Source organism: Roseburia sp. 1XD42-34, from assembly GCF_009917385.1.
Taxonomy (GTDB): domain Bacteria; phylum Bacillota; class Bacilli; order Bacillales; family Amphibacillaceae; genus Virgibacillus.
Window position 1 is genome coordinate 128,364 of sequence record NZ_QWLJ01000003.1, and the last position, 15,323, is coordinate 143,686.

The window sequence follows — 15,323 nt, forward strand, 5'->3', positions numbered from 1 at the left end:
TCCTATTCCTCTCCAATCCAGCTACGCAGTAACTTTGCAAAATCTTCTGGTTTTTCCTTGGCAATCTTTTCCAGCTGTTTTTTACGAATGGTAGCTTCTGAATCCTCTCGTTCAGGAAGATCAGGGATATCTACTGGTGCTGCTGTTTCTTGTTGCATTTCTTCATATTCATCATCCGCTTTTCTAGAACGTAAATAGAAGATTAACAAAATAATGATAGCTAGAAGCAATATTCCACCAACTACATAAGCCCATGTTGGTATAGCAGATGGATTATCAGTAGGCGTTGTATCTGTACCAGTAAATTCTTGAAAAACAATGGATACATTTTCTTCAGGTGTTACCTCTTCTTCGTATTCTGCATGAATAGATGTAGTAATTACGGAATCAATAATAGAACTAATACCTTCTTCAACAGTTGTCTCTTCTTGCTGTGATAAATGTTCTACATCGTTTCCTTCTGCAGATTTCACTCGGTTAACTGCAACTTGAATTCCTAAATCCCGAACTTTATACGGGCTTTCAACAATGTTTTTTCTAATTTTATTAAATTCATTGTTGATCGTTTCTTTTGTCATTTCGTATTCGCCATCGCCGTCGCTGTCTGTAGCTTGATAATTCGCTACATCTTCTTCACCCGTGCCGACGGTTCCACCTGCAGCTGCGCCATTACCTTCATATGTTTCCTTGATCGTCTCAATACTAACCGGAAGTCCTTCCATATTTTCCAAATCAACTGGTTCGATAAGTTCCTCCGTTCGGTTCTCTTGGGTGAAATCTATATCTGAAGTTACTGACACAATAACATTCCCAGGTCCTACCATTGCACTAAGCATTTGCTGCAAACGTTTTTGTACATCTTTTTCGATGTCCTTTTTAACCGTTTGCTGATATGTATACGTATCTTTTGGCGTGTTACTACCACCAGCCCCTTCTGGTTCAAAGCTCTCAAAGTACTGGTTCGTAATCGCAATATTCTCTGTTGGCAAATTCGGCACAGCTTTAGAGACGATATGATATAATCCATTAATTTGTCCAGCTTCAAAGTTGTGACCAGCTTCTGTATTGATTACAATTGAAGCGCTTGCCTCCTGCTTTGTATCATTCACGAAAACCGGATCTTCTGGCATATTAATCATTACTTTAGCATCTTGTATACCGTCGATTCCCTTAATTAAATTAGCCAACTCCGTTTGCATTGCATCAAGCTTCATGACATTAAACTCGTTTTCAGTAACTCCCCATGAAGCATTTTCACTAAAAAAGGAATAGTCAATATTCCCACTATTCGGTATCCCTTGGGCAGCAAGGTCAACTAACAGACTATCCACTTGCTCTTCTGGAACCTCAATGACCTTGCCACCATCTGTTAGTTCATAAGGAACACCTCTTGCGTCCAGTTCTTCTTTAATTTGTCCCACTTCCTGCACAGATAAATTATTATATAGTGGAACGTAGTTTGTTGTATTCATTGTAAAAAGTGAAATAGCTAGTATCAAAAGGACAACGACGAATAAAGAACCCAAAAATGTTAATTTTTGAACTTTTGTCCGGTTTCTCCAGAAATTCGTAGTACGGTCCTTCCAATTCATTATTTTCTCTTTCATAAGTTCCCCCACCAACATGCTCTAGTAAAATATCTTTTATATGTACAGTACATTAAAGAGGATAAGGAAAACATAATTTCACGCAGTAATTTGGTACGTTTTCCAAAGTCAAGATTGAATCGACCTATTTATGAATTGGTCTCAAAACTAATTATCCACTCGCATGAACATTCCAATGTCTTAGAAGGTCTTTTTAGCCACTACCGGAACATCCATTTTAGTACTATATGACTACACGAGTTCTTAAATGATTGATGTGCGATCTTAATGGCGCACCTTACACTTGCATGCTCATTACTTCTTTATACGCTTCTACTACCTTACTTTGAATTTGTACCGTTGCTTCTAAAGCAATGTTAGATTTTTGCGAAGCTATCATCACGTCATGCAAATTGGTGACTTGCCCATTTGCCATGGCTTCCGTTTTTTTATCCGAAGCTATCTGTACCTCATTTACTTTATCAATCGCATTTTTTAATGCAGAAGCAAATTTTCCCTGTGCTTCACCAGGAGAAATAGTTGCTTTGTTTTGAGCATCCGTAGTAGGTGATAACGGTTGTAATGGTTGATTTATTGCTTGAATCAAAATTTTCACTCCCTTTACTTTATGTAGTTAACCGTCGTTATTTACCAATTTCCAACGCCTTCATCAACATGGATTTACTAGCATTTAATGAAGTGATGTTGGCCTCGTACGAACGAGTAGCACTCATTAAATCTACCATTTCTTTTAAAGGGTCTACATTGGGTAGCTGAACATAGCCATTCTCATTGGCGTCCGGATGAGTCGGATTATACACTGGTTTAAACGGACTTTGATCCTCTGTTATGGATCGGACCCGAACGCCGGCAGATGTAGGGGCGTTAGCAGCTTTATGTAAAAAGGATTGAAATGAAGAGCCTTCCGGTTGCATCGTAACCATTTTTCTGCGATAAGGCTCTATTTCTCCAGCCTCATTTACTCTTGCCCTTGTTGTTTGCGCATTTGCAATATTAGATGATATAACGTCCATCCTTAGCCTTTGCGCTGTTAATGCACTTGCACTAGAATGAAGCGAGTGAAACATCGACATTTAACTACCTACCCCCTTTTAAAGCAGTTTGTAAGCTGCCAAATTTACCGTTAATCCGATCTACGAGAGCTTGATAATAAATTTGATTTTTGGCCAAGTCAGCCATCTCTTTATCCACATCCACATTATTACCATTGTGCTGATAAGATGTAGCATGCTGCCTAATTGTTTTAAAACCTGCTGGTTGTGCCTCACCATGAAAACCAAAATGTTTGCTATTTGTCCTTTTCGCCTGTAACGGTTGAGACAGCTCTTTTAACAAATAATTTTTAAATGTGACATCTTTCGCTTTGTAATTTGGTGTATCTAAATTAGCTAGATTTGAGGAAATAGCTCGATTCTTGGTTGAAGCATAATTTAATGATTGTTCTAAAGTCTGAATCGTCCCACTAAACAAACTCATTTTTTCACCCCTAAAAAAGTACTAACAATATTTAAGAATACGTCGAAAGTATCATTTATCTACGAATAGTTTAAGTCATAATGAAACTAAAGTCTATTGGTTTTCGACATTTTTATATAATTTTTTTAAAGTTAGTCATTTATTACTAGGTATTTATTCCTGTTTTTGCGTTGGATAATACTAACATTTCTGATAACATTTGCAATCCAGGATAATTTGAAGTTTTTATCTTGAAAGTATTATGTTGTAAAATTACTTATCCAAGGGATAAAGAGCTTCAAAAAGAATTCTAATCGAAAAAACAGCAGCTAAATTCTGAATAAATCGTTGGAGCGCCATGAGAAACATACATTAACAAGCTAAAACAAAAGAAAGCTTTAACTGTTCTAAGTAACTGTAAGAATAGAAATATAGTAAATAAATGAAAGTTTAGTTATAAATGAATGTTCCAAAATGGTGCGTTTTTGCTTATCTAAGCACAGACACTTTCGCTTAAAGCGTGTTTAACCATAGATGGTGCATGAACGATTACACCTTAACTACAAAGGACGCTACACGCCTAGTCGGCAGCCAGAAGCAAGCTTAGAAGGGCAGGATGTTCGAACAAAGCTATCATGCTCACTCTAAGTAAAGTTGTAACATAGACTGTAGAACAAAATGCACATGGTTAAATGCTAATTTTTGTAATACTTAAATTAGCATTTATAGTTTATTCGGTGATAGAACAAAAGCGGAGAGAGATCGTTTAACAACGTAGCGAATGGAACGAAGCAACGAAGATAAAGAATAACGATAAGATGACGAACTTGAAGGCTTATCGTCGAAGAGAACATGAAGGCCGAAAAACTGTTGGCAGATAGGACTGGGACGTGATTATTTCGTTAGTTCATTATCTCAAAGCAACAGTTTTTTACTTTTTACGTCACTTTTCTTAATAGACACTTTATTGCATTATTGTCAGTCCTCTTCTGATTCGATGTATTCACTATTTATTAGTAATTTATTCTGTTATTTACACCAAAACATAAAAGATAACAGATTCATATATTATTTCTTAGCTTAGAAATATCAAGCTCCACAAAAAAACATCCACGAACATAAATAAATGTACGTAGATGTTTTAAGGTCTTCCTTAAAAGTCGTTCATATTATATTTATTTTTATCTAGAACGTAATTTTTCTAGTTCTACAAGGAAGTTATGATTTAATACTTTAATATATGTTCCCTTCATACCTAATGAACGAGATTCAATTACGCCTGCGCTTTCTAGCTTCCTTAAGGCATTTACGATCACAGAACGGGTAATACCTACACGATCTGCAATTTTACTTGCTACGAGTAGTCCTTCACTGCCATCAAGCTCTTCAAAAATGTGATCAATAGCCTCTAATTCACTATAGGATAGTGAGCTGATTGCCATTTGGACAACTGCTTTACTTCTAGCTTCCATTTCAATCTCCTGCGATTTTTCGTGAAGAATCTCCATACCTACTACTGTAGCACCATATTCAGCTAGCAAAAGATCATCTTCATTAAACTCTTCCGATAAACGCCCAAGAATTAGGGTACCTAAGCGATCGCCACCACCAATAATTGGAACAATCGTAGTTAAAGCGTTTTGGAATAAGTCACGATTTTCTACTGGAAACACAGTGTGTGGACTGTCGATATCAAGGTTCGCTGTTGTTTCATGAATGTTGTATAAACCTTCTGTATATTCTTGTGGAAATTGACGTTCTTCTAGCATAGCTTTCATTCTTTCATTTTCAATTTCCTGGTTAATCGCAAATCCAAGTAATTTCCCTCGACGACTCAAAATATACACATTACCCTTAATAACATCGCGTAATGAAGCGGACATATCATTAAAATCCACCGATTTTCCTCCGAATTTTTGTAGCATTGCGTTAATTTTTCTTGCACGATTTAATAGTTCCATTGTGATCCTCCATTCGATCTTTATGTTATAGTATATATTGACTTAAATCTTTATTTTTAGCGATAGCAGATAATTTTTCATCTACGTATGCTGGAGTTATTTCAATTGTATCCATATTAATCTCTGGAGCTTCAAAAGAAAGATCCTCGAGGAGCTTTTCCAAAATGGTATGCAGTCTTCTAGCTCCGATATTATCCATTTCCTGATTCACTTCATACGCTATTTCAGCGATTCTATCTACAGCTTCGTCTGTAAATTCTATATTTATACCTTCTGTTTTCAATAAAGCCTTATATTGCTTCAGTAAAGCATTCGAAGGTTCTTTTAAAATCCGCTTAAAGTCATCCGTTGACAGCTTCTCCAATTCTACTCGAATCGGAAATCTCCCCTGTAGTTCTGGTATTAAATCAGAAGGTTTCGACATATGAAAGGCACCAGCAGCAATAAATAGCATATGATCCGTTTTTACAGGTCCATGCTTGGTAATCACTGTAGAACCTTCTATAATCGGTAATATATCACGCTGTACACCTTCTCGTGATACATTAGCACTCTGTTGTTCTTTCCCAGCTACTTTGTCAATCTCGTCAATAAATACGATTCCGGATTGTTCCGCTCGTTGAATAGCTTCTTGTGCTGCTTCTTCCATGTCAACTAGCTTACTTGCCTCTTGTTGTGTTAACACTTTACGCGCTTCAGCTACTGGTAATTTACGTTTCTTTTTCTTTTTTGGCATAAACTGACCAAGTGCGTCTTGCATATTCATGCCCATATGCTCCATACCAGAACCTTGCAACATATCAAACATAGATGGGGTTTGTTCCTCTATTTCCACAGTAACAATCTCATCTTCTAATTCTCCAGAAGCTAATTGTTGTTCCACACGTTTCCGTTTATTTCGAATTTCTTCATTTTTTACAGATCCATCATCGGAGTCGCTGTTATCTTGTTGTGAAGAAAACAACATTTCAAAAGGGTTTTTCGTATGGTTCCCTGTTTTCGCCTGAGGAACTAACAATTTAACAAGTAGTTTATTCGCTTCTTTTTCAGCTTTACTCTTAACTTGCTTCATTTTCTCATCTTTTACTGATCGTAAAGCCATTTCTACTAAATCACGAATCATGGATTCCACATCGCGACCGACGTACCCTACTTCTGTAAACTTCGTTGCCTCAACCTTCACAAATGGCGCTCCTACCAGCTTGGCTAACCTTCTAGCTATTTCTGTTTTCCCTACACCAGTTGGACCAATCATCAATATATTCTTAGGGACGATTTCCTCTTTTAAGTCTTCCTCTAGCTTCATGCGTCTGTATCTGTTACGTAATGCAACAGCTACAGAACGCTTTGCGCTTTTCTGTCCAATAATATATTTATCCAATTGTCCCACAACTTGCTTTGGAGTGTAGTCCATACCCATTTTCCCAAAGGCCTCCTTTTACTCCAATACCTCTAGTGTGATGTGATTGTTCGTATACACACATACTTCTCCAGCAATCTCTAAGGCCGCTTGCGCAATTTCTTTGGCGGATAATTCTTTAGAATGTCTTGCTAAAGCTCTACCAGCACTAAGCGCATAGTTTCCACCAGAACCAATTGCTAAAATTCCGTCATCAGGCTCAATGACTTCACCCGTTCCAGAAACTAAAAACATATGCTCTTTATTCATTACAATCAATAGCGCTTCAAGCTTTCGTAACACCTTATCACTACGCCATTCTTTCGCAAGTTCTACAGCCGCTCTGGGCAAATTGCCATTATACGTTTCTAATTTCCCTTCAAACTTTTCAAAGAGAGTAAACGCATCAGCCACAGATCCAGCAAAACCGGCCAATACTTGCCCTTTAAACAAGGTACGAACTTTCTTTGCTTTATGTTTCATAATTACTGCATTTCCCATCGTAACTTGACCATCACCGCTCATCGCACATTTCCCATTATGACGGATGGCAAAAATAGTCGTAGCGTGCATTTCATTGGTCATGTCAGCTCACCTCTTTAATCAAAATTAATCATTCGCTCTTGGGTGACTTTTCATATAAACACGTCGCAAATGATCTTTCGTCACATGAGTATAAATTTGTGTGGTAGACAAATTTTCATGACCTAACAATTCTTGAACGCTGCGTAAATCGGCACCTTCGTTCAAGAGATGTGTAGCGAAAGTGTGACGCAATTTATGCGGATGTACGTTTACGGTTAAAGCTGCCTTTTTCACCATTCGGTTTAATACATCCCGAATTCCTCTTTCTGTTAACGGAAATCCACGGTGATTAAGAAATAATACGTTTGTAGGTTGGTTGGATTTGGCTAGCAACGTCTTTCTTCCATTCTGTATGTATGTTTCTAAAGCAATTTCAGCAAATTTCCCATACGGAATGTAACGTTCTTTTCTGCCCTTTCCCATTACAAACACCGTTCCAATGAAAAAATCGATGTTTTCTAAAACCAATTGCTGACATTCGCTCACCCGCATTCCCGTAGCGTAAAGCAACTCTAATAAGGCTTGGTCCCGTTGGCCTAATGGATGCGTTAAATCATTCACTTCAAACAGTTGTTCTAGCTCTTTTGTGTACAAAAATCCCGGGATGGTGCTTTCCGTTTTAGGTAAACGAATAGCAGAAAATGGGTTGGTTGTGACCACATCTTCGCGTTCTAAATATTTATAAAACGTTCGCAACGTCGATATTTTCCGGGAAACAGATCTCCTGCTTAATTGCTGGTCATACAGGGCATTTAAAAACACACGAACAATCCGTCCGTCGACTTCATAGAGATTAGCTATCCCTTCAGCCTTTAAAAAAGAAAAAAAAACTTCCAGATCATTTAAATAGTATTTAACCGTGTATGGTGAAGCATTTTTTTCTATTTGTAAGTACTCCTTAAAGGATTGCCAATAATTCCTGAAATTATTCAAATTTTCACCCCATTAAGCAGCGAATAAATCATAACATAGAAATTATTCTTTAGCAATAAATTTAACTAAATTGTAACAAAATTCAGAAACAACATCTCTCATAGATAGAGCTTGCCCTGTACTCTTAATAAGGATCACTTTCCTTTAAGCGTTAATTTTTCCAGACTGAAGTTTGTAAACCAGCATCCCACTCATTGATTGGTAAACGTGAGCTAAGAAAGGAACATTAATAAAAAGCAAATCTATTTATTCTTTGGCAAACGGTATTTGTAGAATAAAGTATGAACTAATACTGTCAAGTATATAACCTTACCAATGCGTAATTATATCTGTTTCTTCTTCATTAGTCAACCAATTATGTTTCGAATCTCACAATTCAAAATTAGCACGAATAATGAAGCAAATAATGGCTTTCCTTAAAAGGAACAACTAATAAGGTTAATTACAGCAATATCTATGCCAACGCGTATTCTATCCTAATATAGTATATATCCTTTTTTTAGAAGGTTCAAACATTAACATTGTTAAGAAACGGTGACGAAGTTCATAGTCACCACATACAACGTAAAACCATAGTGGTTAACCGACACAAGTATAGAAAAGAAGGAGAAAAAAGCAGCTTCTGTTTTTATAGGAGTAACATTTTTAAAAAGATATGCTGATTAAGAAATTTATTAAAACTATAAAGGAAAGGTAACGACAAAATAGCGAAGAATGATGGCAAGAAGAAAAACTCCTTCAAGAAATTCCCTTGCGTATTCATGGAACGGATCACAGATAGATTGTCTCATCATTTTCGAGTATCACAAGCATTTTGAGAGAGGAAATAAGATGTTACTTTCAGAAAAAAAGATCTATCTTTAAAACCAAAATATATGGAGGGTGAGGACAAGTCCACTTGTAACCGACCAGTCTTCGATTTTCGCATTCATAAGGATATGTAGCAAGAAGATCGTTGTTTGGTATAACTTAACCGTTTGGGTTAGAGAACACAAGCTACTTTTAATTATGTCACCTACATCCCTATTTAAGTAGATCATATCCAAAACGCAAACGAAGGCCCAAGCACCCTTTTAAACACGAAGTGAACAGGACGAATGAACCGAGATAAAGTGAACCTCCAATCCGTGTGGTTTTCTTTCGCCCGCCGTGATTGTTAGTACAGCAAGGGTATGACCTAAAGGCCTTGAACGAATCGGGCAATTAGGTTATCTCCACTTCGACTTGTTCAGCTTCACCTCTTTCATGCTTGAAATAGTAATCTTGCAACACTTTTTTACAAGGAAAAAAAGCACGGCGAGGTGACGAATCGAAGGGCGATCTTGTGAAATACATAGCGGTGTGGCGATGGAGACAGATGATATTATAGTTCGGTAAAGAAAACTGCTCAACGATCGTTGAGCAGTTACTTCTGTACTTCTTCCTTATATTCGCAATTTGTACATTGAATTTGCGTGCCCTTTTTCGCTTTTTTCTCAACTAATAACGCATGACATTTAGGGCAAGGACGTGAAATAGGTTTATCCCAGGAAACGAAGTCACATTCAGGAAATTGATCGCAGCCATAGAATGTGCGACGTTTTTTTGATTTTCTTTCTACAATTTCTCCATCCTTACATTTAGGACAATTCACACCTATCTTCTTTAAAATCGGCTTCGTGTTTCTACACTCTGGAAAGTTAGAGCAAGCTAAAAACTTCCCGTACCTTCCCATTTTATAAACCATTTCGTGACCACAGTTTTCACATTCAATTCCTGCTGGCTCATCTTTTATTTCCACTTTTTCCATTTCCTGCTCTGCTTTTTTCAAGCGTTTTTCAAATTCTTGATAGAATTGGTCAATGACTTTCACCCATACTGTACGCCCTTCTTCAACAGCGTCTAAATCATTTTCCATTTGAGCAGTGAAATCCACATCAATAATCTTCGGGAAAAATTCCTCAACTAGTTCCAATACAATCGTCCCTAATTCCGTTGGGACAAACCGCTTATTATCAACACTTACATAACCTCTCCTTTGAATAGTATCCAACGTTGGCGCATAAGTGGATGGACGACCAATCCCAAGCTCTTCCATCGTTTTTACTAATCTCGCTTCCGTATACCTTGGAGGTGGCTGTGTAAAGTGTTGATTTGGCTTTATTTCCTGTGCTTTCACTTTCATGCCTTCTGTTAATGCTGGAAGCAGTTTATTTTCATCCTTTTTATTATCATCATTTCCTTCAACATACACTTTCATAAAACCTTTAAATTTAATTTTCGAACCGGTAGCTCGAAACTCTACATTATTATTTAATAAATGGACTGTCATAGTGTCCATTACAGCAGCAGCCATCTGACTGGCTAAAAAACGTTCCCAAATTAATTTATATAATCGCAACTGATCTCTCGAAAGAATCGATTTGAGTGTGTTTGGTTCTCTTAACACAGATGTTGGTCGAATAGCCTCATGCGCATCTTGAGCGGACTCTGATTGTTTCGCTTGCTTATTTGATCCAAGGTACTCGTTCCCATATTGGTCGCTTATATACGATTTGGCTTCCTTTTTAGCTGTTTCAGAGATTCTTGTTGAGTCTGTACGCATATAAGTAATTAAACCAGTTATTCCACCCGCTTGACGTCCAAGGTCGATTCCTTCATACAATTGTTGCGCAACCATCATGGTTTTCTTTGCTTTGAAATTGAGTTTTCTAGCGGCTTCCTGTTGTAGGGAAGAAGTGGTAAAAGGTTGAGCTGGATTTCGCCTCCGTTCTTTTTTATTCACTTTATCAACCGCAAACTGGTCACCTTGAAGCATTTGTTTAATTTCCTTTACATCTGCTTCCGTTTTTAAAGCTACTTTTTTTCCATTCACCCCATAAAAAGAGCCTTGAAATAATTCTTTATCTTTTAAAAACTGTGCATCGATTGACCAGTACTCTTCAGGCTTAAAGTTTTCTATTTCTTTTTCACGGTCGATAATTAATTTGACAGCAACAGATTGTACACGACCTGCACTTAAACCCTTTTTAACCTTCTTCCATAATAATGGACTAATATTGTATCCGACAAGACGATCCAATATTCTTCTTGCTTGTTGTGCATCAACTAAATTCATATTTATTGATCTAGGGTGCTTAAACGACTCTTTGATCGCTTCTTTCGTAATTTCATTGAACACGACCCTGCATTCTGATTGTTCATCAATGTTTAAAATATGCGCTAAGTGCCAAGCAATAGCTTCCCCTTCTCGATCCGGGTCAGCGGCAAGGTAAATTTTCTTTGCTTTTTTTGCAGCAGCCTTTAAGTCCTTAACGACATCCCCTTTTCCGCGAATCGTGATGTACTTTGGTGCATAATTATTCTCTGCATCCACACCCATTTGACTTTTTGGTAAATCTCTCACATGGCCCATTGATGCCTTTACTTTATATTTTTTGCCTAAATAACGTTCAATCGTCTTTGCCTTCGCAGGCGATTCGACGATTACTAGATAATCTGACATATCATTTCCTCCCAAGCTAAGGTTGTCTATAGACAACCTTCCCATACAACCAGAATTTATATCTGGTAATCGTGTATTTCTTTATTTCCTACTATTTTGTTATACGAATGAACTATTGGTATCGTTCTTAAAATTATTTGCAAATCTTCACTAATAGTAAATATATACGGTACATTTGTCAAACATGATCTGAAACAAAGCTTGCAATTATTCCGCTATTACTACTGCAAAACTACCATTAAAACATTGTAGCACAGCCTTTAGTTCAGATGCTTTTTATACGGCTAAACAAATTCTTTTTTATAGCTCGAATCCCATTCTTCCAATATCTCACTCGCATTCGTAACCAGTTGAGCTCCATCACGAATTAATTGGTGACAGCCCTCTGTCTGTTCCATAAATATAGACCCAGGAACAGTAAACACTTCTCTTCCTTGCTCCAATGCTTGATCAACAGTTATCATTGTACCACTTCTCTTTTTTGCTTCAATAACTAATGTGCCAAAGCTTAGCCCACTAATAATTCTGTTCCGTTCTGGAAAATGGTGCCTTGCAGGTCGAGTTGTTGGAGGATATTCAGACAGAACGAGGCCTTTTTTAACAATTTCATGAAACAGTTGCCTGTTTTCTTTTGGATAAATATAATGAAAGCCACTCCCTAATACAGCTATCGTATTCCCACAGTTTTCTAGAGTTATTTCATGCGCAAACTGATCTACTCCTTTTGCCATGCCACTAACAATTAACCATTTGTTTTGAAGTAATGGTTCTATTAGAAAAGCTACTTTTTTCTTTGCTTCTGCAGAGGGATTTCTTGAGCCGATCACACTTATGGCAGGCGTATAGTTTAATAAACGCAAGTCACCTTTTCCATATAGCACCAGTGGTGGATCATGAATAGCTTTTAACATAGGGGGGTACCGTTTGTCAAGAATAGTAATTATATGATAATTCGCCATTTCTGACTTCGATCGTTTTATAAGCGTATCACAATGAAGGTCTTGATAAAGATCAGCAGCATTTTTAAAGGAGAGAGAATAAGCGTGGCTTATTTGTTTAGGAGACATTTGATAAAGATGTAAAAGAGAGATATCTTGCTTTAAGATTTTTTGTATCCAGCGTCTAGTGATACCTCTGCAGCGGCTTAAATGAATTAAACGAAATCGAACGCTAGTTATTATATTCCACTTCCTTTCATTTTTATATGAAAATATTTTCATAAACGAGACTCTTATCCAATATAGGATCAACAAGTAATTTTTAATGAATGAAGTAAGTAATCCATTTTTGCCAAGGTGCTAAATTCCAACAAAAAATCAGCTTTTAGCCTGCCTGAAATCGAACGAAAGTTCTTATTCTTATATATGGAACATTAACTAATAAGAAGTACAGAGGAGCCTAAGTCCTGGTTAGGCTCCTCCACTAAGCAGAAGGTATCCCCGTAGTAACCTAAGTTCTTTCATCTTTCTTATTTACCTTATGCTTGAAAATCTTTTAATCTTAATGCGTTTTGCATTTCTCTTTTAAGCCATTTTCTTCAAGAGCACGAATCATCGTTTCACCCATTACCGCAGGGGTTTCAGCGACTTTAATCCCACACTCGTTCATAATTCGGATTTTTTCCGCTGCCGTTCCTTTTCCGCCCGATATAATAGCACCAGCATGTCCCATCCGTTTTCCTGGAGGGGCTGTTGCGCCACCTATAAAGCCAACAACAGGCTTCGTCATATTTGCTTTTACCCATTCGGCAGCTTCCTCTTCCGCTGTACCGCCGATTTCACCAATCATCATTACTGCATATGTTTCTGGGTCATTATTAAAAGCCTCTAAGACATCGATAAAATTAGTCCCGTTGACAGGGTCTCCACCAATACCAACAGCTGTCGTTTGCCCGTAGCCAGCTTCTGATAATTGATGTACTGCTTCGTAAGTTAGTGTTCCTGAACGGGATACGACACCGATATGACCTTTTTTATGAATATAACCAGGCATGATTCCAATTTTACTTTCATCAGCAGTAATTACTCCCGGACAGTTTGGACCGACTAATCGTGTTTTCTTTCCTTCCATATAACGTTTGACTTTCACCATATCCATAACTGGAATATGTTCTGTGATACAAATAACTAAATCTAGTTCCGCGTCTACTGCTTCTAAAATAGCATCTGCTGCAAACGGCGCGGGAACGTAAATGACAGAAGCTGTTGCACCTGTAGCTTTTACTGCTTCAATTACTGTATTGAACACAGGTACTCCTTCAACCTCTGTACCACCTTTTTTTGGTGTTACACCACCAACAATTTTCGTACCATATTCAAGCATTTGTTTGGTATGAAACTTAGCTGTGCCACCTGTTATTCCTTGGACAATTACTTTCGTATCTTTATTGACATATACACTCATTTTCGTCCGTCCTTTCCGCTATATCTGAAACAAATTTAACGTCATTTGGCGAGCTTTACTTTACCATGGAAACAATCTTTTCTGCACCATCAGCCATTGAATTAGCTGAGGTAATATTCAATCCTGAAGCTTCAAGAATTTCCTTTCCTTTGGCAACGTTTGTCCCTTCTAAGCGAACAACTAACGGGATCTCTAAACCTACTTGTTTCGTTGCTTCTACGACGCCTTCAGCGATCACATCACATTTCATAATTCCACCAAAAATATTAACGAAAATACCTTTTACATTCTTATCAGATAAAATGATTTTAAATGCTTCCGTTACCTTTTCCGCTGTAGCACCGCCCCCCACATCAAGGAAATTAGCAGGCTCTCCACCATAATGCTTAATAATGTCCATTGTAGACATAGCGAGACCAGCTCCATTTACCATGCAGCCAATGTTTCCATCCAATGAAATATAACTTAGATCGTACTTGGAAGCTTCTATTTCTTTTTCATCTTCTTCATCAAGATCACGCAAATCCATAATTTCCTTTTGGCGGAATAAAGCGTTGTCATCAAAATTTAATTTAGAATCCAAAGCTAATACTTCCCCGTCTCCGGTCGTTACCAATGGATTTATTTCAGCAATGGAACAATCCTTTTCAACAAATGCTGTATATAAGCTTATCATAAATTTTGAAGCTTTTCCTAATAATTCATGTGGAATATTAATATTAAATGCTAATCTACGAGCTTGGAAACCTGTTAATCCAACAACGGGATCAATGACTTCTTTAAAAATCTTTTCAGGTGTAGCAGCAGCTACCTCTTCTATTTCTGTACCACCTTCTTCAGAAGCCATCATAACGACACGTGAGCTAGCACGATCGAGTACTACGCCAATGTAATATTCATTTTGAATATCGCATCCCTCTTCAATTAACAAGCGTCTCACTTCTTGGCCTTGGGGACCTGTTTGATGCGTTACTAACGTTTTACCGAGAATTTCATCGGCATATGTACGCACTTCATCCAAGTTTTTAGCTATTTTTACGCCGCCAGCTTTGCCACGTCCACCAGCATGAATTTGTGCCTTTACTACCGTGACATCGCTTCCTAATTTTTTAGCAGCTTCTACAGCTTCATCAACTGTATAGGCAACATGCCCATCAGGAACTTTAACGCCGTATTGTCGCAAAATCTCTTTGCCTTGATACTCATGAATGTTCATCCTATATCCTCCCATCAAAATTCACTGCATATCCATTGTATAAAAAAACAATTCAATTCACAAGAATTACCGCGTATCTTCTCCTTTTTTGTAGAATCATGTATTTATTTTTTTCGCTCTGCAAACAGTAAGTTGAAACGTTCATCTACGCATGAATGCAAGTTTAAAGGGTAAACAGAGGCGCAGGGAGCCCGGTTAGCAATGTAGCGACTGGAGCGAATCAACTAAAGTTTTAGGAATCATGCTCCTGCAACAGGAGTATGCCGACGCCTGAGCGGCA

General features: G+C 37.6%; 12 protein-coding genes. All 12 read right to left on the reverse strand.

Going from position 1 to position 15,323, the window contains the following annotated elements; translation table 11 throughout:
- Positions 1-2: 2 nt before the first annotated feature.
- The 12 genes from fliF to sucC all read right to left on the reverse strand — a co-directional run bounded on the left by fliF (position 3) and on the right by sucC (position 15,043).
- Positions 3-1,607, reverse strand: a complete 1,605-nt coding sequence (gene fliF / locus D1839_RS02805) for a flagellar basal-body MS-ring/collar protein FliF (RefSeq protein ID WP_120378369.1) — start codon at positions 1,605-1,607, stop codon at positions 3-5.
- A 277-nt stretch (positions 1,608-1,884) separates the two neighbouring features.
- A complete protein-coding gene (gene fliE / locus D1839_RS02810; protein ID WP_120378370.1) occupies positions 1,885-2,193 on the reverse strand; it encodes a flagellar hook-basal body complex protein FliE in 309 nt (102 codons plus the stop codon).
- Positions 2,194-2,230: 37 nt separating this feature from the next.
- Positions 2,231-2,680: a flagellar basal body rod protein FlgC gene (gene flgC / locus D1839_RS02815; RefSeq protein ID WP_120378371.1), complete on the reverse strand. Its 450-nt coding sequence runs from the start codon at positions 2,678-2,680 to the stop codon at positions 2,231-2,233.
- 4 nt (positions 2,681-2,684) lie between these two features.
- Positions 2,685-3,083, reverse strand: a complete 399-nt coding sequence (gene flgB / locus D1839_RS02820; RefSeq protein ID WP_120378372.1) for a flagellar basal body rod protein FlgB — start codon at positions 3,081-3,083, stop codon at positions 2,685-2,687.
- 1,160 nt (positions 3,084-4,243) lie between these two features.
- Positions 4,244-5,023: a GTP-sensing pleiotropic transcriptional regulator CodY gene (gene codY, locus D1839_RS02825; protein ID WP_050352732.1), complete on the reverse strand. Its 780-nt coding sequence runs from the start codon at positions 5,021-5,023 to the stop codon at positions 4,244-4,246.
- A gap of 25 nt (positions 5,024-5,048) precedes the next feature.
- Positions 5,049-6,443 carry an ATP-dependent protease ATPase subunit HslU gene (hslU, locus tag D1839_RS02830; RefSeq protein ID WP_120378373.1) on the reverse strand — a complete coding sequence of 465 codons (1,395 nt, stop codon included), beginning with the start codon at positions 6,441-6,443 and terminating at the stop codon, positions 5,049-5,051.
- A gap of 18 nt (positions 6,444-6,461) precedes the next feature.
- Positions 6,462-7,007, reverse strand: coding sequence for an ATP-dependent protease subunit HslV (gene hslV, locus D1839_RS02835; protein WP_050352730.1), 546 nt, complete (start codon positions 7,005-7,007; stop codon positions 6,462-6,464).
- A gap of 24 nt (positions 7,008-7,031) precedes the next feature.
- On the reverse strand, positions 7,032-7,940 hold the full coding sequence (gene xerC / locus D1839_RS02840; protein ID WP_120378374.1) for a tyrosine recombinase XerC: 909 nt from the start codon (positions 7,938-7,940) through the stop codon (positions 7,032-7,034).
- Between the two features lie 1,405 nt (positions 7,941-9,345).
- Complete coding sequence (gene topA / locus D1839_RS02845; protein ID WP_120378375.1) at positions 9,346-11,424, reverse strand: type I DNA topoisomerase; 2,079 nt, start codon at positions 11,422-11,424, stop codon at positions 9,346-9,348.
- A 284-nt stretch (positions 11,425-11,708) separates the two neighbouring features.
- A complete protein-coding gene (gene dprA, locus D1839_RS02850) occupies positions 11,709-12,644 on the reverse strand; it encodes a DNA-processing protein DprA (RefSeq protein ID WP_199689918.1) in 936 nt (311 codons plus the stop codon).
- Positions 12,645-12,924: 280 nt separating this feature from the next.
- On the reverse strand, positions 12,925-13,827 hold the full coding sequence (gene sucD / locus D1839_RS02855; RefSeq protein ID WP_120378376.1) for a succinate--CoA ligase subunit alpha: 903 nt from the start codon (positions 13,825-13,827) through the stop codon (positions 12,925-12,927).
- A gap of 55 nt (positions 13,828-13,882) precedes the next feature.
- Positions 13,883-15,043 carry an ADP-forming succinate--CoA ligase subunit beta gene (gene sucC, locus D1839_RS02860; protein ID WP_120378377.1) on the reverse strand — a complete coding sequence of 387 codons (1,161 nt, stop codon included), beginning with the start codon at positions 15,041-15,043 and terminating at the stop codon, positions 13,883-13,885.
- Positions 15,044-15,323: the final 280 nt, after the last annotated feature.

Bases quoted from the DNA above. Each gene is read 5' to 3' on its own strand.
- fliF (WP_120378369.1), bottom strand. From the start codon at position 1,607: ATGAAAGAGAAAATAATGAATTGGAAGGACCGTACTACGAATTTCTGG.
- flgC (WP_120378371.1), bottom strand. From the start codon at position 2,680: ATGTCGATGTTTCACTCGCTTCATTCTAGTGCAAGTGCATTAACAGCG.
- flgB (WP_120378372.1), bottom strand. From the start codon at position 3,083: ATGAGTTTGTTTAGTGGGACGATTCAGACTTTAGAACAATCATTAAAT.
- codY (WP_050352732.1), bottom strand. From the start codon at position 5,023: ATGGAACTATTAAATCGTGCAAGAAAAATTAACGCAATGCTACAAAAA.
- hslU (WP_120378373.1), bottom strand. From the start codon at position 6,443: ATGGGTATGGACTACACTCCAAAGCAAGTTGTGGGACAATTGGATAAA.
- hslV (WP_050352730.1), bottom strand. From the start codon at position 7,007: ATGACCAATGAAATGCACGCTACGACTATTTTTGCCATCCGTCATAAT.
- topA (WP_120378375.1), bottom strand. From the start codon at position 11,424: ATGTCAGATTATCTAGTAATCGTCGAATCGCCTGCGAAGGCAAAGACG.
- dprA (WP_199689918.1), bottom strand. From the start codon at position 12,644: ATGAAAATATTTTCATATAAAAATGAAAGGAAGTGGAATATAATAACT.
- sucD (WP_120378376.1), bottom strand. From the start codon at position 13,827: ATGAGTGTATATGTCAATAAAGATACGAAAGTAATTGTCCAAGGAATA.
- sucC (WP_120378377.1), bottom strand. From the start codon at position 15,043: ATGAACATTCATGAGTATCAAGGCAAAGAGATTTTGCGACAATACGGC.